Source organism: Sporolactobacillus sp. PKPK-6 (assembly GCF_056678885.1).
Genome location: NZ_JBWXPA010000002.1, coordinates 623,961 through 648,349, shown reverse-complemented (window position 1 = coordinate 648,349; position 24,389 = coordinate 623,961). Strand labels below are relative to the sequence as shown.

Genomic DNA, 24,389 nt, shown 5'->3' with positions numbered 1-24,389 from the left:
CGGAGTGAATGAAATGAATAAAGCAGCACTTAAAACATTTGCGACCAGTGCACGCCGAGAATTGCTGAAAAAAATTGAGACAAGAGCTCTGAAATTAGGAATTACTGAGAACAGTATCAAAAAAGTAGAAATTGAAAGTTCTGATGCGATCTATATAGATGGTAGGCAACTTTCTAGTGAGGAACAGACTCAGAGGGAACGACTCATTGATCGGATTCATGAAATTGGTTTTAAACGAGTGCTTGAAGAAGTGGCCTATACATGGTTTAACCGATTTACCGCTCTTCGTTTTATGGAAGTGAATGATTATCTACCAACAAGGGTGAGAGTGCTTTCCTCTACAAATCCGGATAGTATTGAGCCAGATATGATGAAAGAAGCTCTCTCACTCGATTTAGATATTGATAAGGAATATGTGTATGATCTAAAAATAAACAACAAGTCAGAGGAGCTGTTTAAATACCTTATTATTAAACATTGTAATGACTTGAACCGTTACATGCCATTCATGTTTGAAAAAATTAATGACTATACGGAAATCCTATTTCCAGATAGTCTGCTTGCAACCGATTCCTTTATCCGCCATATGACCAATACTGAGGAAATACCAGAAAATAATTGGAAGAAAGTAGAAGCCATTGGCTGGTTATATCAATACTATATAGCAGAAGAAAAGGATAGAGTAATTAAGGCAAAAAAGAAATATAGAACCGAAGAAATTCCATTTGCTACTCAATTGTTTACACCTGATTGGATTGTCCGGTATATGGTTCAAAACTCTTTGGGGCGTTATTGGGTAGAGTCTCATACTGAACATAGGGATCTTTTGAATGATTGGGAATTTTATCTTGAAAATCCTAACCCTGACCCCGAACTAGAAGAAAAACTCGCTCCATATATCAATAAAGAACTAAAAGTAGAAGACATTAAATGTTTTGATCCTGCCATGGGTAGTGGACATATTCTTGTCTACATGTTCGATGTGCTCTACGAAATATACACCAAGTGTGGATATATGGAAAGGGAAATTCCAAGGCTTATCATAGAAAATAATCTATATGGATTGGATATAGACGATCGGGCCTATCAACTTGCTTGTTTTTCTGTTGTTATGAAGGCACTTGAGTATAATAAACGGTACCTTAGAAGTATTGAAAGAGAAGGTTTAATACTTAACTTAGCTTCTATTCAAGAAACGAATGATATTAGTGATGAAGATATTGCGTATTTGGCAGGAACGAATAGTGGTGAAAAATTTAATAAGATAAAAAGCTTTCTTCACCAATTTAGAAATGGAAAAACATTTGGCTCTTTAATAAAAGTTACCGAATTTGAGAGAGATTTAATAGAAAAAAGGCTCATGATAATTCAAAACAATCCTGCAATAGATCTTTTTGAAGAACGAGTAAGGAATAAGGTAATAAAACTATTACCAAATTTAATAAATCAGGCACAAATAATGTACAATCAGTACGACGTGACAGTTACCAACCCTCCCTATATGGGAGGGAGGTATATGCCTAAAGACCTAACTGACTTTATTGCAAGTAATTATTCTGATTATAAAGGGGATTTATTTTCCTCATTCATAAATTACATTGGCTCTAAGACAAAGAAAAATGGTCAAATAGGACTAATAACGCCTTATGTATGGATGTTTATAAAAGATTATTTTGAGTTAAGAAAGGAAGTTGTTTTTCAAAAATCTATTAGTTCATTGGTGGAACTTGAGTATAACTCGTTTGAAGGTGCGACTGTCCCAGTGTGTACGTTCACACTAAGAAATTATTCAGTTGATTTATGGGGCGAATATGTAAAATTGGCTCAATTTAAAGGTATTGAACTCCAACCTAAAAAAGTAATTGAAGCAGTAATAGATCCATCAGTAAGCTATAGATATTCTGCTAACACTACACATTTTAGAAATGTTACTGGTTATAGAATTGCTTATTGGTTTACTGAAAATGCTTTGAATATTTTCCAAAATGATCGCCTTGAAAGTTATATTGATGTGACAGGTTCTCAAAATATTACATCGGATAATGTTAAATTCCTCAGATTTCACTGGGAAGTTGAAAAAGATAAAGTCATTAACAACAGGTGGCCTTTCTACAATAAGGGCGGAGAATTTAGAAAATGGTATGGAAATAATGAAAGGGTTGTAGATTGGTCAGAAGAAGCAAGAGATTACTACAGTAGTAATTCAACCGCCAATTTGTTGAATAAAAGGTACTGGTTTAGAGAAGGGTTATCCTATAACGGAATTTCAAATAGAGCATTCTCGGTTAGAAAGGTTGGAAAAAATATTTACGATAAAGGAGGGCCAACCATTCATCCTGAAGAATTTACCATATACTTTTTGGGCCTCTTGAACAGTAAAGTTATAAATGAAATTATGAATTTATATAACCCAACACTAAATTATCAGGTACAGGACGTAAAGGATATTCCTGTTATAATTCCAGAAAAATCTATTTTATCGAAAATCGAAGAAATATCGGGAAGAAATCTTAAAATATCACATGACGAATGGGATTCATATGAGACATCTTGGGATTTTCAAAAGCACCCCTTTTTAAAGTATGATGGAACAAATAAGATTGAAAATTCATTCAACCTATGGGCTAATTATACCGAAGAGATGTTCAATGAACTTAAATCAAATGAAGAAGAGCTTAATCACATTTTTATTAAGATGTATAAACTGCAAAATGAAATTACAACTGAAGTTGAAGATTATGATGTTACGATACAAAGGGCGAATCTGGAACGAGATGTTAAAAGTTTTATATCCTATGGAATAGGTTGTTCCTTGGGTCGTTATTCTCTCGATGAGGAAGGTTTGGTTTATGCTGGCGGCGAATTCAATCCTTCACGATATAATACTCTACCTGTGGATAAAGACAATATTCTTCCAATTCTTCCTGGAGCTTATTACGAGGATGACATTGTTTCGAAATTCGTTGATTTTGTTAGAATAACATTTGGCGAAGAGAAACTTAATGAAAATCTGGATTTTGTGGCTGATGCATTGGGGAGAAAGAAGGGCGAGACTGCAATAGAAACGCTACGCCGTTATTTCCTGAATGATTTCTATAAGGATCATGTAAAAACTTATAAAAAAAGACCAATTTATTGGGTCTTTACATCAGGTAAGAAGAAGGCATTTAACTGTCTCATCTACATGCATCGTTATGATAAGACAACTTTATCACGTATCCGTACGGATTATTTACATGATTATCAGATTCGGCTAGATGCTGAAAAGAAGGACTTACTTAATATCATCGATGGGGAGTCTACTGCAAAAGAAATCAGTAATGCTAAGAAAAAATTGAAATCTCTTGATAAGAAAATAGATGAACTGAAGACATATGACGAACTACTTCATCATATGGCGGATATGCAGATTGAAATTAATTTGGATGATGGAGTTAAAGCGAATTATGAAAAGTTTAAGGGACTCGTCGCTAAGATATAATTAAGTTATGAAGATACATCGGCAATGGCTGGTGTATCTTTCTCTAATTGTTTATTTTATCTAGAGAAATAAAAACAAAATTGGAGGATAATATGTATGAAAATAGCACTGCGTTATATAGGTGAATCTATTCCAAAGCGAGATATTGAAGAGTATAAAGCGTTGATGGCTAAAAATGGCATAGAATTTGTGCCGATTGATTATGAAGGCAGGATACAAGCGAGTTTTGATGAACTTAGGGGAGTCATTTCTATATTACTTGATGCTTCATTTGTTCTCTCTTGTGTTCAATCAATTGGGACGAACGCGGCATGGGATGCCGTTAAGTTAATGGTCAAGAAAATTTGGATTTCAACACATGGAAAGAAATATTCAAAATTAACACCAAGAGAGGGTGAAGAAAAAGGGATTACCGTTAGTGTTAATACTAATCTGAATACTAATGATTACTTTTTTAAAATTGACGGTTTAAAAAATGCAGAACAATTTGATAGAGCATTGGATAAAATAGTAACGAATCTTGGAGAACAGAAGTTAAAGAATGATAATCATAGAATCTTCAGTGCAAACTTTGATAGTGAACTTAATAACTGGATTATTAAAGATTTATTAAAAGAAGTTATGAAAAAAAGTAAAGACTGAAATCAGTAAATACATGGTCACTTTTGAAAGCTGGGTTGTATTTATGAAGGATATATTTTCTTATAATAGTGATATTGACAAGAATGCTTATATTAATTGGCGTACAGAAAGATTTGATCCTATTCATAATATGATGACTCTCGCAGACGGATTTATGGAAGCTTCTTTGATGTTAGCTGAGCAATGTATAGAAGATAATAGGGATAAGAAAGCGGATATTATTATTTATCCTATACTGTTTAATGCTAACCACTCCATTGAGTTATACCTCAAGGCAATTATGTGGATACTCAATCTCATCCTCGAAAATGATAAAAGAGTTGAAGGAAAACATAATATTAAGCAAATACTAAATGTGGTTCAATCGAGAGTTAATGAATTCGAGATAGATAAAGATAACAAAAAGCAGTTTATTAAGCTGACAAATAATTTAAAAGAATATATAGATGAATTATTCGCGAAAATTGAAAAGGAAGTACATGGAAAAGAGAAAGATAATATGGACTTCTCACGATATCCATTTGATAAGACATATGAATCACATTTTTATATTGATACATTTGACAATGTAGTTGTAGATTTGGAGAATTTTATAGATCGTTTTAAAAAAATGAGACAAAATTTAAGGCAAATTGCTATGCATTACTTATACGATATTTTAGATGTTGATCACGATTGAAATGTGAGCCCAATCAATCAACGTATAACATGTCCTCTGGATTTGTTTTCACCTAGACAACGCAGTAGTTTTTTAAGAGATATAATTCTTTGAGATCAGGTGATGGAAAACGATGAACATTGATCAAATAGAAATTAAATTAACACAGATATTCCATGAGCCGTTAAATGATGGCGAACAACGGAAGATCATCTTTTGGTTGGATAAGGATGGTGAATTTACCGAAGTTATTGATCAGATCAATCTTATCGATGTGAAAATTCATCAGTTAACTGAACATAATCAATTCTACACCAAGTATTTGTTAGAAGAAGAGGATCCTAAGTCTTCTTATTTGGTTTATACCACTATGGAATTAGATAGTGAAGACAACTGGCTAATGGATACAGCTCTTTATTCGAAAGTATTCTATGCTGATTGGTTATCATTAATTCTAAGTGAACTACATATTGACCCTTCTTTGCGAATGGTTGTTAAAAAATACGAGAAATTTTTTAATAATCAGGAACGTCGTAGAAAATTTGCTGCCCTTAACATTGAATCGTATACAGAGGAAAACATTGAACTCGCAATTATGAGTACCTTATGTCATGTCAAAACTCTTGATTTTGAAGATACATTGAAAACGGTACTCATGGATTCGTTGGATGATCATCAAAATAAATATTTGTCTCTTCTTAATAAATTTGTTAATAAAGAAGTGTTCTGGAATTATGCTGCGGATCGTTATGGATATGAACGAGACGAAAAAGGCCTAAAAACACTGTTCATCCATCTCGTGGTGACAGCTTTCAGTCAATCAGTAGATGAAGAACTGATTAAAGGCCTGAAAAATTTTATAGCGGATCGGAACAAAACCAATGCATCAGTTTTTGTTGACCATTGGATGCATCATACTACGAATAGCGAAGTGTTTGATGAACTGGCAGAGTTGGCAGAACAGGAAATTGGTTTACCAAAAATCATTAATTATTTACCTGTTGAAACATTTAAACAAGCAGACATCTTTCCGTGCATTGATCGAGCAATTATCATTTATATTGCCAATGGACTGATGACACATCTTGAAGATTATGAGGAATACACAAAGCTCATTAAACTGAGAAGATCGAAACATTATTATCATAGATTTTCCTCTATCTATGAAGCTCTTTACTATACAGTGAAAATGCATGAATTTTATAAAGATTATCGTCAAGGGATTCCACAAGGTCCGGCTATTGATTTATATCAATCCTATGTAAAAGAATATCATCTCATGGATACCTATTACCGCAAGTTTTATGTAGCTTTTGATGAGGGAAGTAACCATGATTTGTTGAAAAAATTAAAGACACTCGTCGAGAATTTATATACGAACTGGTACATGGGTGAATTAGGTGCTCATTGGTCTGAAGCGATAGAAAGTGAAATGACGCACGATTGGACACTTCCAGGTGTGAAGAATCAACAAGACTTTTATGCATCTTTTGTCAGACCGAAGATACGTAATGGGGAACGTGTTTTTGTCATTGTGTCCGATGCGATGCGTTACGAAATCGGCTCAGAGTTAGTTGCACGACTAAACACAGAAACAATGGGGGAGTGTGATATAGAACCATTGCTAGGCGTTGTTCCCTCGATTACCAAGCTTGGGATGCCATCCCTTATTCCATACAAAGAATTGGATATCGATACAAATGGACGCATATTGATCGATGGAAAAGATTCCGCAGGATTAGAGAATCGAAAAAAAATTATTGAGTCAAAGGTACCAGATAGTATTGCCATTCATTTTCAAGATGTGCTTGCCATGAATAAAGCGGGTCGAAGGGAAACCTTTAAAGGGAAAAAGCTCATCTATATCTATCACGATACGGTTGATGCCATGGGAGACAAGGCTTCAACTGAAGTCTATACATTCAACGCTGTGGAGACCGCATTGGATCAATTATATAATCTAGTGAAAATTATACGGGATGATCTGAGCGGAACGAACATCATGATTACTTCAGATCATGGCTTCCTTTATCAACGAGATCCATTAGAAGAAAGCGATAAAATTGGACAAAAGTTGGATCATGCTGTGGAAGTGAAACGGCGTTATATTTTGTCACAAGAGCAACATGAGATCCCGGGACAGTTAGCCGTTGATCTGTCATCAATTGTAAAAAATGCGAATCATTTAACGGCTTACTTGCCTAAGGCAACGTTTCGATTCAAGATTCAAGGATCGGGTGTCAATTTTGTGCATGGCGGAGCAAGCCTACAGGAAGTTGTAGTTCCACTTTTAACGTTTAAAAATAAAAGGGTTGGACAAAAAGGTGTTAAGGAAATAAAAAAGGTTGATATAAAATTAACTAATACGACTCGTAAGATCACAAATAGCATCTTTAATCTGGAATTTTTCCAGACGGAGAAGGTTGAGGATAAACTTGTTCCTCGTACCGTTGCTATCTTTATGGCTGATGAGGAAGGTAATGCTTTATCCAATGAAGAGACGATCATTGGAGATCGTATTTCTGATAATCCGACAGAACGCACTTTTAGATTGCGATTCCTTCTTAAAAGCATTGCTTATGATCGTAATAAAACGTATTACTTAATCATTAAAGACACAGAGACAGATGTTCTTGTAGAGAAAATCCCATTCACCATTAATTTGGGTATCGTCAGCGATTTTGATTTTTAAGGGGAGGAGGATTGAAATTGGAGGACAATATAAATGAGGGATTGTCGGTGGATCTGGATAAAAAACTAAATGATACATTTGCTGGGCGTGTTGTCCGCAAAGATCTGACGAATCTCATAAAAGAAGGAGCCAACGTTCCTGTCTATGTTCTTGAATATTTATTAGGCATGTACGCGGCGACGGATGACGAAGAAAGTATACAAGAGGGCATTGACCGCGTCAAAAAAATTCTTGCTGAGAACTTTGTCCGTCCGGATGAAGCGGAAAAAATAAAATCACGAATTCGGGAATTGGGACAATACTCCGTCATTGATAAAGTCTCAGTAACCCTTAATGCAAAGTTTGATCGATACGAAGCAGAGTTCTCCAACCTAGGCTTAAAAGGTGTCCCTGTGTCTTCAATGTATGTTAAAGAATTTGATAAGCTTCTTGTTGGCGGTATTTGGTGCATGGTGAAACTTGACTATTTTTTTGATGAAGAAGTTAAAAATACCAACCCATTTAATGTCAGTGCATTGCAGCCAATCCAGCTGCCTAATATGGATATAAATGAAATTTTTGAAGGCAGAAAGAACTTTTCAAAAGATGAGTGGATTGATGCCTTAATCCGTTCAATCGGAATGGAGCCAAGCCAATTAGAGGAACGTGTCAAATGGCATCTTTTGTTACGACTGGTTCCGCTCGTGGAAAATAATTACAATATGTGTGAACTCGGTCCAAGAGGTACAGGAAAATCTCACGTCTATAAAGAACTTTCACCAAATTCAATTTTGGTATCTGGCGGGCAGACAACGGTGGCTAATCTTTTCTATAACATGTCTACACGAAAAATTGGCCTTGTCGGTATGTGGGATTGCGTGACCTTTGATGAAGTGGCTGGAATTCGCTTTAAAGATAAAGACGGCATTCAAATCATGAAAGACTACATGGCATCAGGTTCTTTTGCGAGAGGTAAAGAAGAAAAAAATGCCAGTGCCTCAATGGTGTTCGTAGGGAATATTAATCAAAGCGTAGACTCATTAATAAAAACATCCCATTTATTTGCTCCATTCCCAGAAGAGATGGCCAATGATAGTGCGTTCTTTGATCGCATGCATTACTATTTACCAGGATGGGAAATTCCCAAAATGCGTCCTGACTTTTTCACAGGAAATTATGGATTTATCGTTGATTACTTAGCAGAGTTCTTTCGAGAAATGAGAAAACGATCCTATTCAGATGCTTTTGACCATTACTTTAAACTTGGCAACAACTTAAATCAGCGGGACACAATTGCGGTTAGAAAAACGGTCTCCGGTCTCGTCAAACTCATTTATCCCAATGGAATTTATACAAAGGAAGATATTGAGGAAATAATCAATTATGCACTTGAAGGCCGTCGCCGTGTCAAAGAGCAATTGAAGAAAATTGGCGGCATGGAATTTTACGATGTCATGTTCTCCTATATTGATAAAGAAACAATGGAAGAACATTATGTTTCGGTTCCTGAACAAGGCGGAGGCAAACTCATTCCAGAAGGGTTAGGCAAACCAGGCCATGTCTATGTGGCAGGACATGGGCACTCAGGGATGATTGGCGTCTATAAACTTGAAAACCAGGTTGTAAGCGGTACGGGAAAATTTGACAAATCCGGCGTGGGCTCACATCGCGAAGCAAAAGAAAGCTTAGATACAGCCTTTCGTTACTTCACGGCCAATTGCAAAAGCATCAGCAATTCGATAAGTACAAAAACAAAAGATTATCTGATGCATATTAGTGATTTACAAGGCATCGGGTTAACTGATGAACTGGCGATTGCTGAACTCATTGGGCTTTGCTCCGGAGCATTAGGAAAACCAACACAAGAAAGTTTAATCGTCATTGGTAACATGACCGTTGGGGGAACAATCTCGAAGGTAGCCGAATTTGCCAATGTCTTGCAAGTTTGTGTGGATGCCGGAGCAAAGAAAGTGCTTATTCCAGCTTCATCGGTAATGGATCTACAGACAGTGCCACCTGATCTATTGGTTAAAGTGCAGCCGGTATTTTATTCAGATGCAATTGATGCGGTGTTTAAGGCTTTGGGGGTAAATTAACTTTAAGAAAAAATTTTGATATACCGGTAAAGTTATTGATTCTAAAATTTTTTGCTATGTATTTATGAGGATAATTAATAAACGGTGTAAAGATAAGGAGGGATGAAACATGAAGTATAATAAATTAGACGTTGTAGGGCTACCGTATTGTAATAAACAATCTATCGTTTCAAATAAAATCGAAAAACGAGAAATACTTAATATAGAATTAAATAAAACAGGTAGTAAAACTATAACTATTATTATGATGAATCCTTCGAAAGCTGATTCAACTTGTTCAGATAGAACTATAAATAAACTTATTACATTCTTTAAGAAGCAGGTTCTAATCCCACTTAATAATGATAGTGAAAGTATAGATGATATTAAATATATAAATGTAATGAATTTAATTCCAATTTATAACTCCGATAATAGTACATTGAATCAAGATCTTGAAACTTTAATTTCTCAAAAATCAATTGATTATTTAAGTGATTTATTGAAATCAAATAGAGAAAAAATAATCAAGACACTGCACAGTCAAAAGTTTTAGGTTTTTAAGAAATTAGTAATTCATCCTGTACTTCGGGTGTTTCCTGCTTTTCTTGAATTATTTGCGTTATGGTTAAATGTCGATTTCGGGCAAACCGTTGAAAAATCGTCTGACGTAAATGAGCCATGATGGTCGCTTCTGAAGCTGCTCCCTTAGAGGGTGTACGCAAAAAGCGAAAGGGATTATGCGATTGCCTGTTTTCATTGCGCAACGCAATCATTTGAAGCAGGCCCATCGCGATGCAGTGGCACATCATGGATCCTTCGATCGCTTTGACCGTTTGAAGAATCCGTTTTTGCGCGTATCCTTCGGTTACGTGATCCAGCGGATCGGGTTCTTCCGATTTGCGGTAACGGTTCAGTTTGGGCATCGACCGGCTCCAAAAATGATAGGCAAAGGCACCGAGTGACTGTTTCAGCGCGCGAAAAGTGGTTTCCGTTGTGAAACGCCGCGCATAAAGTCGAATGATAGCTTCTGGTTCCAGCGATCGATCCGTACTGACCAGAATGGATCGTCGTCCGCCCATCACCACAAGAACAAAGCGCAATTCCTGATAGAGTCCCCGCCCCCAAAGGAGATCGCGGCACAGATAGGCGACGTTTTCTTCCTTACCGTAAAGCGACAGACGGGTGGTTTGGAACAACTTGTCCTGTGCGTCAAACAGCGCGTTTACCTTCACTTTGGTTCCTTTCTTTCGCGGGCGTCCTCGCCCGCCAGTTTGAATGGGATGTTCATAAGCCACGCAGGAGGTTTTGGCTTTCGTGACCAGTTCTAATCGAGTGGCCCCTTCCTGATTCCGCTGATTCAAGCGACGGAGGGCCGGAACGGACAAGAAATAGCGATCAAGCAGAAACAACGCGCGCCCCAGCACCCGAGTGGCTGAAAACCCTTGATCAATCATCTGCACCACATGGGAGTCCTGTTCTTCATCGTTCGTTTCCCACTGGCGAAGTGTTTGCACGCCATCATGAAGACGAAGAGAAAGCGGCAGGCAGAATGTTTTTCCAACGTTTCCGATGAGAATGCCCACGGAGCCCCAGAGATGTCCGAAAATGAAAGCAGACATACATCCTCAGATTCCTGAAACAGCTTTTTTACACCGGGCATGTAGCGGGCTTCTTTCGCCTGTTTGACGCCGTCGCCGATGAGAATCACGGCGCCCGCTTCACGCTTGAGCGGCGCAAATTTGAGCACGACGCGCAACCACTGTTGCCGCAGTTCGCCCAAAGACCATGCGGAAGAACGAAAGAAATGAATCATGGACTCATAACCCTTCGGGTTTAGGGACAAGTCACGAATCACCGAAGTGATTCCGAGACAGTCTGAACGTATCATCAGACCGATGATAAGAACAACAAACCATTTGAATGCAGCGAATCTATGGAAACAAGAACGGAACAGCAGAAGTAAAGAATCAATAAATTTCAACATGGCACTAGTCAATCGCGAAGGAACAAGATAGAATAAGAAGCACGATAACCCTTGGCGATTTTTCCTCTCTTTCTTAGCAGATAAGAGGATACCATAAAATCCCATTTAAGGGTTATCCTTTTGTATTATTTACACAGAACTTTTCACTCTCCAGTCAAGACAATAACGGAGAAATCAGACTATGTTGTATTAGCCTGGGGAATGCCTAAGAATTTCTCTCTTATATTATACTTTGAGCAAGCAGCAGCGATTCTAAATAGTTTAGTGAATTCAACTAAAAAAGTATTTGTATTTAAAGTAAATAGTAGTACTTCATCATACTTAACTGAATTTCAGAATCCGCCACACCCCTCTAGATTTACCATTACTGGGTTAGTTCGTGTTGACATATTATATCTTTATCGAATCGTGTCGTATAATAATAAATGATTAAGAATCTCTCATTTGTTTAAAGAGTTTTTTTTCAAATTTTATAGATGATTTTGCTAAAAGTAGCTACATATTAATTTCAAAAATTGTGAGATTTGATCGAAAAATGTTTATAATTTAAGTATGTATTTATTTAGTTTCCAAAAGCGGGGTCTAAACCCACCGTCTTTAGACGGTATCCGCTTTTAGCCTTATCTTTTCGTGTCCATACTTTTTACAGAGGTGAAAAGTATGGACGGTTATCAAAAAAGTGGTCATGCGATCTATGATATCAAGTATCACGTGATCTGGGTGACAAAATATCGCTATAAAGTGTTGCGAGGCCAAATTGCTGTCCGGTTACGGGAACTGATCCGGCAAGGGTGTGATGCTAGAGGGATCACAATACTGCAAGGAAGGTAGGTAAAGAGCATATTCACCTGCTGATCTCCTGTCCACCAAGTCTGGCTCCAAGTAAAGTCATGCAGTATCTGAAAGGACGTTCATCTCGATTATTACAGGATGAATTTCCAGAGTTGAAAAAGCGATACTGGGGGCAGCATTTATGGTCCAGAGGTTATTTCTGTGCAACGGTGAGCACGGTGACAGACGAAATTATCCGTACTTATATTGCCAAGCAATCAAATAAAATCAAGGATGACATTTTCAGGATTGATGACTGAGTTCAGTCAGAATTCAGTGTGCATTGAGCACAAGGACTTTCAGAAGACTTCAGTCTTGGATGGCGACTTTAAGTCGCAGACATTTATGTCTGAACCCACCTGCTTTAGCAGGTGGTCGTTTAGTAGAATAAGCGTGATTATGGATTTTGATCGTTTTAATTAGTTTGGGAGAGGTATTTGCAATGGTACTATATAAGACACCAAATTTAAAGACAATTCTGCTAAATGTGTTTCAGGATGGAATATTACCCTATGATATTGAGGATGTATTAAGTCTCTTAGTTCAAAAGCATTATTTAATGAATAAAGAACAATTCCTAAATTATTATAAAAATGATATTAATCAATTCTGGCGAGATGTTGCGTCTTTAGGCTTTAAGCGAGATGAAAAGAAGGCAACAGCAGAATCTAACGATATAAATGATTTAAAAGAATATCCTGAAGATAATGATAATGATTTTAATATCGATGATTTTTTTGACTCAGATGAATTCAAGAAACGATCTGATGCAGAAGATATTGACAATGATGCTTTTAAACGGAACGTTAGCCTAATTAAAGATTATCAAGGAATAAACAACTCAAATGAAAGAAAAAATGAAAAATTAAACGATATTTGTAAAATAAATCAGAGGCTAGTTGAAAAAATAGCTGGAAAATATGAAAAGATGGTTCGTGGAACTTGTCTAAATATTGATGACTTGATTGCGTTTGGAAATCATGGCTTGTTGAAAGCTATTGATAAATTTGTACCAGATATGGGGTACCAATTTTCTACTTATGCGACCTGGTGGATCAGACAATCAATTACCAGAGGTATTGCTGATGAATCCAGAGTTATACGTCTACCTGTTCATCTTCATGAAAAAATCATGAAGATAAAGAATGAAGAGCGCCAATATGAAAATGAATTTGGTGCAATAGACGCAAGTGAGCTGTGCAAAAATATTAATATGAGTGATGATGAATATTGGCGATTCAAAAGTATAGCTTATCAATTTGATCAAATCACTCATCTTGAAACAATAGTAGGAACTGAAGGCGATACTGAATTGCAAGATTTATTGCCGATCACAATTACAGTTGGATCAAAAAGTGTCCCGCCGGATTATATGCTCACCCCAGAAGAGCTTTTTGAAAAGAAGGAACTGCACGATGAACTTGAAAATACTCTCGAATGTTTAACTTCACGCGAGGCTGAGGTTATTAAACTACGATTTGCAATAAATAAACCAGACACAATGACGTTAGAAGAAGTTGGCGAAATATTCCATGTGACCCGCGAAAGGATCCGCCAGATCGAAGCAAAGGCACTAAGAAAACTCAGGCATCCTAGTAAAAGCAAGAAATTAAAAGACTTCATTAAAGGGTGAAAAAAATGTCCATCATTGAGAAGAAGCAAACAGAAATAAGCGCATACCAGAATGAAAAAAAGCCTTTATTGATCGTTTTTAAAGGATTCTCAAGAGAAGAACTTGTTAATGAGCCAAATAAATTTTTTACAATCTCAGTAAATGCAACAATAAGTGATTTAATCGCAGCTCGAAATGAATTATTAATCGAAGTTATTGATAAACGAAGTCAGCAAAATAACATGTCATGGTGCACATTTGAAGAATATATCACAGTAACCAAGGAAATTGGTATTGGTAATTTTTATTCTGTCATTATTTTAAAAAACAATTTATATGATTCTCAATACCCATATGATCAAACTTTGGAAAGTATTTTCGTATCCTACAAAGAATTATATGAAAATGATGATGACGAATTGACAGAAATGCAACAGCAGCAATTAAATGTTATTTCAGATTACTACGGGAAAATTTATTACAATGAATTAAATCAAAAGTATTACGTTACATATGTGGATCTAGATCATGAAACTGTTAATGAAATTTCCTTATTTGATGAATCAATGCTCGAACGACTAGACTTCAGAGAAGATCCTTCAATAGACCAGAATACATATGTCTTCGAACTAACAGACAGTGAAGACTCTTTTCTCTCTTTCACTGATAAAGTAATATCTGGGGTTAATCTAAAAAGCGTTTGTGCTTTTTTTGTAGATGGTCGGGATCATTTGCCTCATCATTATGATCAGAGACTTTCTATCATTAATCAGATGCTTAATGCGAAAATAGATATTTATCTGTCTAGCAAGAAGTTAGCAAATCGCGAAATTTCCAATTTGAATGATTATCTGAACTTATTAACAAAGTATTGGGGTTATGAGAGTTTTAGAGTATTAAAAATGTATAAGGATGTCGAGAGTTCAGGTAATGAAACTATAGAAGTCAGTCAAGCTCAAATTATCGATGATATTGTTGAACAATCGTCAATTGCAATGGAGACTGGCAAGGATAAAACTCCACGAGATATTTACGTCACCTCTCCAACAGGTGCTGGTAAATCAATTATGTTTCAACTTCCTGCGCTCTATTTGGCTGAAAAGTACAAAGATCAACAATTATTAACGATTGTCATCTCTCCCCTCATCGGTTTAATGGACGACCAGGTAAAAAGTCTAGAGAGGAAGAATATAAAGAATGCAAAAACGATTAATTCAGGCATTTCTCCTATAGAAAAGAACGAAATCATTGACCGTGTTCAAAACGGGGAGATAGATATTTTGTACATTTCTACAGAAACTTTATTGAGCCGATCCGACATAGAAATGCTGATTGGCAAACGAAAGCTTGGTCTATTTGTCATTGATGAGGCGCATATAGTAACCACCTGGGGAAAATCTTTCCGCGCTGATTATTGGTATTTGGGCTCGTATCTAACAAAGCTGAGAAAGAAGCAAAAGTTTCCGATCGTCACTTTCACAGCTACAGCGATTTACGGTGGGCCTGAAGATATGTATTCCGAAACGAGGGATAGCCTTAATATGGTTAATCCAATTGCGTATTTTGGTTATGTAAAACGGGATGACCTTATGATGTACGTCCAGTCTTCAAAAAGAGCTTTTGAGAAATATTCAAATGATTATAGAAAAGCAAAGTATGAATTACTGAGTAAGAGATTGAGAAGCTATATAAGAAAAGGAGAAAAAACACTTGTTTATTTTCCAACGGTTAAACTGCTAAATGGTTATTCCAGTCATCTAAAACAATTTGAAGATAAGCTTGCTGCAAAAACAGTGCGTTATTTTGGCCCATTAGATAAAGATGAGAAGAAAGGTAACTTTGAAGCATTTTTGAGTGGTGAAGCAAAGATAATGCTAGCGACCAAAGCGTTTGGTATGGGTATTGATATCCCTGATATTAAAAATGTGTATCACTACGCACCAACAGGAAATGTTATCGATTATATTCAGGAAATCGGACGTGCGGCTCGAGAACCAAAAATGATTGGCAAGGCATTTTTTGATTATTTGAACAAGGATTTCACAGAAGTAAAACGGCTCTACGGCATATCTTCTGTAAAAAAAAGTGAAGTTATTGAAGTTATGAAGAAGATTCTCGATATTTATTACTCAAAGAAGTCCCGTAATTTAGTTGTCAATGCTGACGATTTCTCCTATATTTTTGATCGAGGAAACCATTCAGATGAAGATATTGATAATCGTCTAAAGATTACATTATTGACCATCGAAAAAGATTTTGAGAAGAAAATGGAATACTCACCAATCGTAGCAAGGCCTCGAGCTATCTTTGCTCATGAAATAGTCTTTCTCAATGAACGAAGTAAAGAATTAGTAGAGAAGGCGAGCTATAAACCATTCTTTGAGCCTCTGATGACTCTGAGTGATAATTTTTATACAGGTCTCTATCAATTCGATATCAAGGCGCTGTGGGAAAAAAGATATAATAAATATTCGTTTGCAAAGTTTAAACATTTAGCCTTTACTGATCCGCAGTCATTGAAGGATGGGAAATTATTTCAAGAAATTTACCCTGCATTTAAAATAACAATTGATTTAAAAAATAAGGATATTTCAACTGCTATGTCAGAATTTAGGCAGCTTCTAAGTGTTATGGAAGAATTCTTAAGGGGACAAGCCTATTCAGGAAAATTCTTCGGTGAAGATCAATTTGGTGAATTTCTTAACGATCATTTGCATCTATCAAACAAGTATCGGGCAGTAGGACTAGCAAATGTTTTTCTCAATGGAATGGTTCGCATCACTACATTACAAAATCAAATAAACAATCGTTATATAACTACAAGAGAAGATCAAAAATTACTTTATAAGGTGAATCCCAACTATATTAACTATATAAATCTTCTTAACCAGACTTTAAAAAAGCTCTATACAGGGCAAACCTTTGCCCAGAATACTAATGATGAATATGTCCTCTACAGGCCACGTCAAGCCGATGCTTTTGAATTTGAAAAATATCTTATTATCCTTGGTCTTTCTCAATCATTTGATCTTATTAGTTACGAAATAACTGGTGGTGATAGTCCACAGATTTATATAAGAATCAACAGTATTTATCCTCTGGACAAAGCAATTCACTCACCTCAAAAATATGATAACTTAATCATGCATGATGTATATCTCAAACATAAAATTAGTATTGCTATGTTAAATTATTTATTCACTTTACCCAAAGAGCCCGAGAATGGAACAAAAGAAGAGCAACTCGAGAATTACACATTAAAATTCTGGGATATTATTGAGCAATATTTTCTTGGCCAATTACCAGAGGAAGTTAAGCGTGAACTCTATCAATAAATAATAAAAAGATGATCAAATTATAGCATTTAAAAAAGCCAAAACATTTTTGCTTCAAAAATGGAGGTATTCATATGACAGTTTGGCTCAATCGCTCGGGCAAATATGGCGAATATGAAAGTAGCTTTCTTGAAAACAACAAAATCTGTTAGGAAAACCCAAGGCATGTTACTCTCTTGTCGCGACAGTCGTTGTAGAGGAGACAGAGAATGTTTTTGAAAGATTGAATCAGCATCTATCAAGCAAGGAATTCTGGACTGAATGCATCGTATTTATTAGCAAAGATGACAATTTGAATAAAGCGCACATAAAGTATCTGGAGAATCGGGGATATTCCTTAGCTAAGGATGTAAATAGATATCAATTAGTTACTATGAACACCAACGCAATCCTCATTGTCGGAATCAGATTGTGCCGAGATGGAGGAGTTTATTGAAAATGCAAAATTGCTAATGAGTGTCTTGGGGCATAAAGTCCTTGAACCAGCCATTAGCTCTCACAGTAATGAAGAGGAAACCTGTTTTTCACCAGCTTGATTTCGATTAAGAGTACAGTTAAGTCTGATTTTTGATTTGGGGGGACCTGTATGGCAAGCGCCGAACAAAAACGTGAACTATTAATCCATATAATAAAAAACATGTCTGAGAAGGATATTTCAAAGGTATTTAGATTAATAACTGAGTATCAGAAATCATTGATTCCGTATGACGATGAGCCATTGACTGAAGAAGAGAAGAAAGCATTAGAAGAATATGACGCTGGAAAAATGGAGCTTTTTTCATATGAAGAAGTATTTAGAGATGGGGACAGAGAAAAACAATAATACATGTAGTCACACTTCAAGTGTCTACGAGAATGATATGAATTTTTGGAGAGGAATTTAACGAAATGCATGCATCATCATCACTGGAACAACAAAATATCGAAAAGTATATTTTCCAAATCATTTGCGATAAGTTAGGCGTAAACCTTGCAGCCAATCCGATCGTTCAATGTGGGAAAGCGACGATTCGACCGGATTTTTATTCTGAAGAACCCAGTATTATTGGAGAAGTTTATGCACACATTGGTTCATTAAAGCCGCCACAAAAGAAAAAAATGTTAGCGGACATCTTAAAAATGCTTCTTTTGGAAAAGGTAACGAACCGAACGTATCGAAAAATTATTGTGATCTGCGATGATGAGGTGTTAAAAGCGATCACGGGAAAATCATGGGGATCTGCTTGTTTTAAAGCCTTCGATGTGGAGATCATGAACATTGATATAGGGGAAGATAAAAGAGAATTATTATTGGCAGCGCAAAAAAGGCAATTTAGATGAGCATGTACATTATTTTTACTTTAGCTGGAGTTGCGGCTCCATGATTCATAACTACTCACGCCAATAGAATGTACCAGCAAAATACAAAGTTGTTTATCATCAGGTGCGTTGTTGAAGGATGCGCAGGGTATTCTTGTTCAGCAGACGGAGAATGTTCAGGCGGCGCGCCAGATTCGGTTTACCCATGTTCAGGAAATCATTGAAATGGAAGCTATCTTGAAAGCTTATATTCATGAAGCGATTGATGTTGAAAAAGCGGGTTTAACCGTAGAAGTTAAAGAGCGTCCGGATGTCGGCATTCCTGAAGAACTGAAAAGCAAGTTTGATGAAATGCCGGAGTTGAAAACGGCTTTTGACGCATTGACACCGGGGCGGCAAAAAGCTTATTTTCTTTATTTTTCTAATGCTAAACGGTCGGCAACGCGCGTGTCGCGAATTGAAAAGTCGATGGAGAGAATCCTCAAGGGCAAGGGATTAATGGATTGCGTGTGCGGCCATTCAAAGAAAATGCCTAATTGCGATGGCTCGCACAAGTTTTACCGATGAAGGTCACTCAAGCATTAAGACTTTAGTGACAGCGTCTTTCGAAGGATTAATCCATCTTTTCGTAAACATTAGAAAACTTGTCTTCGCCAAGCCTCTGGCAAAGGCGAAGACTTAGTTGCGCTTATACTATACTCCGCTGAATTTTAAATTTTCTTATAGTAAAAAAAGGGTAGCTCAGTTTGACAGCGACTGTCCTTCATTTGGTTTCCGAAAACGGGATCTATACCCACCGTCTTTAGACGGGATCCAAATTGTTTTTTGCTTTCCATTTATAACTAAAAAAATGTGTTGACGAGATATTTCATACGTGTTAAGATATTTCTTGTCGCTGAAACACGACGAAAAAAAGTGTTGACTTCCTGATGGAGACATGTTATTATTTGAAGGTTGCTGTTAGGAATGATGCAACGAAGAATGTTCCTTGAAAACTAAACAAAAGCCAAGCGTGATTTAAAAAGGGTTTAACCCCTGATAAATTCAAATTGCTATGGATCTTATGAACGAAAAAGTAAGGCCGAACCTCGCGTTCGACATTAAGCAAGACACTTTTTGGAGAGTTTGATCCTGGCTCAGGACGAACGCTGGCGGCGTGCCTAATACATGCAAGTCGAGCGCATTGAAGGGAGCTTGCTCTCGGATGTGAGCGGCGGATGGGTGAGTAACACGTGGGTAACCTGCCTGTCAGATTGGGATAACTGTGGGAAACCGCAGCTAATACCGAATGATCCCCTGCACCACATGGTGCAGGGTTGAAAGATGGTTTCGGCCATCACTGACAGATGGGCCCGCGGTGCATTAGTTAGTTGGCGGGGTAACGGCCCACCAAGACAGCGATGCATAGCCGACCTGAGAGGGTGATCGGCCACATTGGGACTGAGACACGGCCCAAACTCCTACGGGAGGCAGCAGTAGGGAATCTTCCACAATGGACGAAAGTCTGATGGAGCAACGCCGCGTGAGCGAAGAAGGTTTTCGGATCGTAAAGCTCTGTTGCCGGAGAAGAACGTGCAGGAGAGGAAATGCTCTTGCAGTGACGGTATCCGGCCAGAAAGCCACGGCTAACTACGTGCCAGCAGCCGCGGTAATACGTAGGTGGCAAGCGTTGTCCGGAATTATTGGGCGTAAAGCGCGCGCAGGCGGCTTCTTAAGTCTGATGTGAAATCTTGCGGCTCAACCGCAAACGGTCATTGGAAACTGGGAAGCTTGAGTACAGAAGAGGAGAGTAGAATTCCACGTGTAGCGGTGAAATGCGTAGATATGTGGAGGAATACCAGTGGCGAAGGCGGCTCTCTGGTCTGTAACTGACGCTGAGGCGCGAAAGCGTGGGGAGCAAACAGGATTAGATACCCTGGTAGTCCACGCCGTAAACGATGAATGCTAGGTGTTAGGGGGTCCAACCCTTAGTGCTGAAGTTAACACATTAAGCATTCCGCCTGGGGAGTACGACCGCAAGGTTGAAACTCAAAGGAATTGACGGGGGCCCGCACAAGCAGTGGAGCATGTGGTTTAATTCGAAGCAACGCGAAGAACCTTACCAGGTCTTGACATCCTCTGACAAGTCTAGAGATAGGCCGTTCCCCTTCGGGGGACAGAGTGACAGGTGGTGCATGGTTGTCGTCAGCTCGTGTCGTGAGATGTTGGGTTAAGTCCCGCAACGAGCGCAACCCTTGATCTTAGTTGCCAGCATTCAGTTGGGCACTCTAAGGTGACTGCCGGTGACAAACCGGAGGAAGGTGGGGATGACGTCAAATCATCATGCCCCTTATGATCTGGGCTACACACGTGCTACAATGGGTGGTACAAAGGGCAGCGAAACCGCGAGGTCGAGCTAATCCCATAAAGCCACCCCCAGTTCGGATTGCAGGCTGCAACTCGCCTGCATGAAGCCGGAATTGCTAGTAATCGCGGATCAGCATGCCGCGGTGAATCCGTTCCCGGGCCTTGTACACACCGCCCGTCACACCACGAGAGTTTGTAACACCCGAAGTCGGTGCGAGAACCTTTATGGACTCAGCCGCCGAAGGTGGGACAAATGATTGGGGTGAAGTCGTAACAAGGTAGCCGTATCGGAAGGTGCGGCTGGATCACCTCCTTTCTAAGGAAACGATCGATAGCGAAACGCTTGAGCTTTTGTTTGGTTTTGAAGGACACATTCCTTCACCGGTCTGCCGAAAGGCAGCCATGAACCTTGAAAACTGGATAACGAAAGTAAGCAAAGTCAAGAAACATCCAAGCGGTTTATAGATCATGATGGATTCATGGTTTGTGAATCGATAGTAAACGAACGCGTCAGCGTTCAGTGTGGTTAAGTTTTAAAGAGCGCACGGTGGATGCCTTGGCACTGGGAGCCGATGAAGGACGGAACGAACGCCGATACGCTTCGGGGAGCTGTAAGTAAGCATTGATCCGAAGATTTCCGAATGGGGGAACCCCCTATCTTGAACAGATAGGATGCTCTGCTGAATCCATAGGCAGAGTAAGGCAGACCCGGGGAACTGAAACATCTCAGTACCCGGAGGAAGAGAAAGCAAATGCGATTTCCTGAGTAGTGGCGAGCGAAAGGGAAACAGCCCAAACCAAAGAGCTTGCTCTTTGGGGTTGTAGGACACTCCACATGGAGTCAGAAATGCACGTTTCAGGCGAACGACCTGGAAGGGTCGGCCAAAGAAGGCAAACGCCCTGTAGCCGACGGAACGTGCACTCCGGAGTGGATCCTGAGTACGGCGGGACACGAGAAACCCCGTCGGAATCCGGGAGGACCGTCTCCCAAGGCTAAATACTCCCCAGTGACCGATAGTGAACCAGTACCGTGAGGGAAAGGTGAAAAGCACCCCGGAAGGGGAGTGAAAGAGATCCTGAAACCGTGTGCTTACAAGTAGTTGGAGCCCCCTTCGGGGGGTGACAGCGTACCTTTTGTAGAATGGACCGGCGAGTGACGATTCTAAGCAAGGTTAAGCTGAAGAGGCGGAGCCGCAGCGAAAGCGAGTCTGAATAGGGCGTTTGAGTTTAGGGTTGTCGACCCGAAACCGTGTGATCTACCCATGTCCAGGGTGAAGTTCAGGTAACACTGAATGGAGGCCCGAACCCACGCATGTTGAAAAATGCGGGGATGAGGTGTGGGTAGGGGTGAAATGCCAATCGAACACGGAGATAGCTGGTTCTCCCCGAAATAGCTTTAGGGCTAGCCTCGGATGAGTGAGACTTGGAGGTAGAGCACTGATTGAATAAGGGGTCCCCACAGGATTACCGAGTTCAGTCAAACTCCGAATGCCAAGCCCTTACGTCCGGGAGTCAGACGGCGAGTGATAAGATCCGTCGTCGAAAGGGAAACAGCCCAGACCGCCGACTAAGGTCCCTAAGTTTGTGCTAAGTGGGAAAGGATGTGACGTTGCCCAGACAACCAGGATGTTGGCTCAGAAGCAGCCACCATTTAAAGAGTGCGTAATAGCTCACTGGTCGAGTGGCGTCGCGCCGAAAATGTAACGGGGCTAAGCACAGCACCGAAGTCGCGGATGACCGTAAGGTCATGGTAGGGGAGCGTTCCAAGGGCATTGAAGATGTGCCGTGAGGCATGTTGGAGCGTTTGGAAGTGAGAATGCCGGTATGAGTAACGAAAAGAGAAGTGAGAATCTTCTCCGTCGAAAGCCTAAGGGTTCCTGAGGAAGGTTCGTCCGCTCAGGGTTAGTCGGGGCCTAAGCCGAGGCCGAAAGGCGTAGGCGATGGACAACAGGTTGATATTCCTGTACCAGCGTTTCACGTTTGAGTGATGGGGGGACGCAGGAAGGTAAGGCGAGCGCACGGATGGAAGTGTGCGTTCAAGCCGCGAGGCCGGCAGCGAGGCAAATCCCGCTGCTATCCGCCAAACGGTGATGAGGAGGGAACTTAAGTACCGAAGCGCCTGATCCTACACTGCCAAGAAAAGCCTCTAGCGAGTGAAACGGTGCCCGTACCCAAACCGACACAGGTGGGCAAGAAGAGAATTCTAAGACGCTCGGGAGAACTCTCGTTAAGGAACTCGGCAAAATCACCCCGTAACTTCGGGAGAAGGGGTGCTCGTCGGACCTACGGGTCCGATGAGCCGCAGTGAAAAGATCCAAGCGACTGTTTACCAAAAACACAGGTTTCTGCTAAACCGTAAGGTGATGTATAGGGGCTGACACCTGCCCGGTGCTGGAAGGTTAAAAGGAGAGGTTATCCTTCGGGAGAAGCTTTGAATTGAAGCCCCAGTAAACGGCGGCCGTAACTATAACGGTCCTAAGGTAGCGAAATTCCTTGTCGGGTAAGTTCCGACCCGCACGAAAGGTGTAACGATTTGGATACTGTCTCAACGAGAGACCCGGTGAAATTATAGTACCTGTGAAGATGCAGGTTACCCGCGACAGGACGGAAAGACCCCATGGAGCTTTACTGCAGCTTGATATTGGATGTGGGTATCGTTTGTACAGGATAGGCAGGAGCCTTGGAAACCGGACCGCTAGGTTCGGTGGAGGCATCGGTGGGATACTGCCCTGACGATATCGACATTCTAACCCTGAACCGTGATCCGGTTCGGAGACAGTGTCAGGCGGGCAGTTTGACTGGGGCGGTCGCCTCCTAAAAGGTAACGGAGGCGCCCAAAGGTTCCCTCAGAATGGTTGGAAATCATTCGCAGAGTGTAAAGGCACAAGGGAGCTTGACTGCGAGACCTACAAGTCGAGCAGGGACGAAAGTCGGGCTTAGTGATCCGGTGGCACCGCATGGAAGGGCCATCGCTCAACGGATAAAAGCTACCCTGGGGATAACAGGCTTATCTCCCCCAAGAGTTCACATCGACGGGGAGGTTTGGCACCTCGATGTCGGCTCATCGCATCCTGGGGCTGAAGTAGGTCCCAAGGGTTGGGCTGTTCGCCCATTAAAGCGGTACGCGAGCTGGGTTCAGAACGTCGTGAGACAGTTCGGTCCCTATCCGTCGCGGGCGTAGGAAATTTGAGAAGAGCTGTCCTTAGTACGAGAGGACCGGGATGGACACACCGCTGGTGTACCAGTTGTTCCGCCAGGAGCATACGCTGGGTAGCTATGTGTGGACGGGATAAGTGCTGAAAGCATCTAAGCATGAAGCCCCCTTCAAGATGAGATTTCCCATGATTTTAAATCAGTAAGACCCCTTAGAGATGATGAGGTTGATAGGTCTGGAGTGGAAGCATGGTGACGTGTGAAGCGGACAGATACTAATCGGTCGAGGGCTTAACCCA

Annotated in this window: 12 protein-coding genes, 2 rRNA genes and 2 pseudogenes; 14 read left to right on the top strand and 2 right to left on the bottom strand. The window is 39.7% G+C overall.

Features of this window, described 5'->3' with window-relative positions; genetic code table 11:
• Positions 1 to 13: 13 nt before the first annotated feature.
• From pglX to AC1MBV_RS13905, 6 genes are all read left to right on the top strand, one after another.
• Positions 14 to 3,481, top strand: a complete 3,468-nt coding sequence (gene pglX / locus AC1MBV_RS13930; RefSeq protein WP_480948539.1) for a BREX-1 system adenine-specific DNA-methyltransferase PglX — start codon at positions 14 to 16, stop codon at positions 3,479 to 3,481.
• 96 nt (positions 3,482 to 3,577) lie between these two features.
• On the top strand, positions 3,578 to 4,123 hold the full coding sequence (locus AC1MBV_RS13925) for a hypothetical protein (RefSeq protein ID WP_480948538.1): 546 nt from the start codon (positions 3,578 to 3,580) through the stop codon (positions 4,121 to 4,123).
• 13 nt (positions 4,124 to 4,136) lie between these two features.
• Positions 4,137 to 4,802 (top strand): hypothetical protein, encoded by a 666-nt coding sequence (locus AC1MBV_RS13920; protein WP_480948537.1) that lies wholly within the window; start codon positions 4,137 to 4,139, stop codon positions 4,800 to 4,802.
• Between the two features lie 112 nt (positions 4,803 to 4,914).
• Positions 4,915 to 7,473, top strand: a complete 2,559-nt coding sequence (gene pglZ, locus AC1MBV_RS13915; RefSeq protein ID WP_480948536.1) for a BREX-1 system phosphatase PglZ type A — start codon at positions 4,915 to 4,917, stop codon at positions 7,471 to 7,473.
• Positions 7,474 to 7,490: 17 nt separating this feature from the next.
• Positions 7,491 to 9,548 carry a protease Lon-related BREX system protein BrxL gene (gene brxL / locus AC1MBV_RS13910; RefSeq protein WP_480948535.1) on the top strand — a complete coding sequence of 686 codons (2,058 nt, stop codon included), beginning with the start codon at positions 7,491 to 7,493 and terminating at the stop codon, positions 9,546 to 9,548.
• Between the two features lie 109 nt (positions 9,549 to 9,657).
• The gene (locus tag AC1MBV_RS13905; RefSeq protein ID WP_480948534.1) at positions 9,658 to 10,083 is read left to right on the top strand and encodes a DUF1643 domain-containing protein; all 426 of its coding nucleotides are present in this window, start codon (positions 9,658 to 9,660) and stop codon (positions 10,081 to 10,083) included.
• Positions 10,084 to 10,087: 4 nt separating this feature from the next.
• Here AC1MBV_RS13905 and AC1MBV_RS13900 read toward each other — a convergent pair whose 3' ends face one another.
• Both AC1MBV_RS13900 and AC1MBV_RS13895 read right to left on the bottom strand, forming a co-directional pair.
• Complete coding sequence (locus AC1MBV_RS13900) at positions 10,088 to 10,984, bottom strand: transposase (RefSeq protein ID WP_480948533.1); 897 nt, start codon at positions 10,982 to 10,984, stop codon at positions 10,088 to 10,090.
• Positions 10,981 to 11,619 carry a transposase gene (locus tag AC1MBV_RS13895; protein ID WP_480948532.1) on the bottom strand — a complete coding sequence of 213 codons (639 nt, stop codon included), beginning with the start codon at positions 11,617 to 11,619 and terminating at the stop codon, positions 10,981 to 10,983. The genes AC1MBV_RS13900 and AC1MBV_RS13895 overlap by 4 nt, the downstream gene beginning before the upstream one ends.
• Before the next feature lie 555 nt (positions 11,620 to 12,174).
• Between AC1MBV_RS13895 and tnpA the strand changes: the two are divergent.
• The 8 genes and pseudogenes from tnpA to AC1MBV_RS13855 all read left to right on the top strand — a co-directional run bounded on the left by tnpA (position 12,175) and on the right by AC1MBV_RS13855 (position 24,389).
• Positions 12,175 to 12,605, top strand: a pseudogene (tnpA, locus tag AC1MBV_RS13890) (IS200/IS605 family transposase).
• Between the two features lie 182 nt (positions 12,606 to 12,787).
• Entirely contained in the window at positions 12,788 to 13,978 is a 1,191-nt protein-coding gene (locus tag AC1MBV_RS13885) for a sigma-70 family RNA polymerase sigma factor (protein WP_010026316.1), read from the top strand.
• Positions 13,979 to 13,983: 5 nt separating this feature from the next.
• On the top strand, positions 13,984 to 17,292 hold the full coding sequence (locus tag AC1MBV_RS13880; protein WP_010026317.1) for a DEAD/DEAH box helicase: 3,309 nt from the start codon (positions 13,984 to 13,986) through the stop codon (positions 17,290 to 17,292).
• A gap of 586 nt (positions 17,293 to 17,878) precedes the next feature.
• Positions 17,879 to 18,115 carry a hypothetical protein gene (locus AC1MBV_RS13875; protein ID WP_010025794.1) on the top strand — a complete coding sequence of 79 codons (237 nt, stop codon included), beginning with the start codon at positions 17,879 to 17,881 and terminating at the stop codon, positions 18,113 to 18,115.
• A 65-nt stretch (positions 18,116 to 18,180) separates the two neighbouring features.
• Entirely contained in the window at positions 18,181 to 18,612 is a 432-nt protein-coding gene (locus tag AC1MBV_RS13870; RefSeq protein ID WP_010025795.1) for a hypothetical protein, read from the top strand.
• Between the two features lie 102 nt (positions 18,613 to 18,714).
• Positions 18,715 to 19,158: pseudogene (locus AC1MBV_RS13865) on the top strand (YdeI/OmpD-associated family protein); the annotation flags it as partial.
• Positions 19,159 to 19,704: 546 nt separating this feature from the next.
• Positions 19,705 to 21,253 (top strand): 16S ribosomal RNA (locus AC1MBV_RS13860).
• A 208-nt stretch (positions 21,254 to 21,461) separates the two neighbouring features.
• Positions 21,462 to 24,389, top strand: a 23S ribosomal RNA gene (locus tag AC1MBV_RS13855).
• The 16S and 23S rRNA genes sit together here, the layout of an rRNA operon.

Coding starts and splice junctions, on each gene's coding strand:
- AC1MBV_RS13895 (WP_480948532.1), bottom strand. CDS start 11,619: ATGGGATTTTATGGTATCCTCTTATCTGCTAAGAAAGAGAGGAAAAAT.
- pglX (WP_480948539.1), top strand. CDS start 14: ATGAATAAAGCAGCACTTAAAACATTTGCGACCAGTGCACGCCGAGAA.
- AC1MBV_RS13880 (WP_010026317.1), top strand. CDS start 13,984: ATGTCCATCATTGAGAAGAAGCAAACAGAAATAAGCGCATACCAGAAT.
- AC1MBV_RS13900 (WP_480948533.1), bottom strand. CDS start 10,984: ATGATTGATCAAGGGTTTTCAGCCACTCGGGTGCTGGGGCGCGCGTTG.
- AC1MBV_RS13885 (WP_010026316.1), top strand. CDS start 12,788: ATGGTACTATATAAGACACCAAATTTAAAGACAATTCTGCTAAATGTG.
- AC1MBV_RS13905 (WP_480948534.1), top strand. CDS start 9,658: ATGAAGTATAATAAATTAGACGTTGTAGGGCTACCGTATTGTAATAAA.
- AC1MBV_RS13875 (WP_010025794.1), top strand. CDS start 17,879: ATGGCAAGCGCCGAACAAAAACGTGAACTATTAATCCATATAATAAAA.
- AC1MBV_RS13870 (WP_010025795.1), top strand. CDS start 18,181: ATGCATGCATCATCATCACTGGAACAACAAAATATCGAAAAGTATATT.
- pglZ (WP_480948536.1), top strand. CDS start 4,915: ATGAACATTGATCAAATAGAAATTAAATTAACACAGATATTCCATGAG.
- AC1MBV_RS13920 (WP_480948537.1), top strand. CDS start 4,137: ATGGTCACTTTTGAAAGCTGGGTTGTATTTATGAAGGATATATTTTCT.
- AC1MBV_RS13925 (WP_480948538.1), top strand. CDS start 3,578: ATGAAAATAGCACTGCGTTATATAGGTGAATCTATTCCAAAGCGAGAT.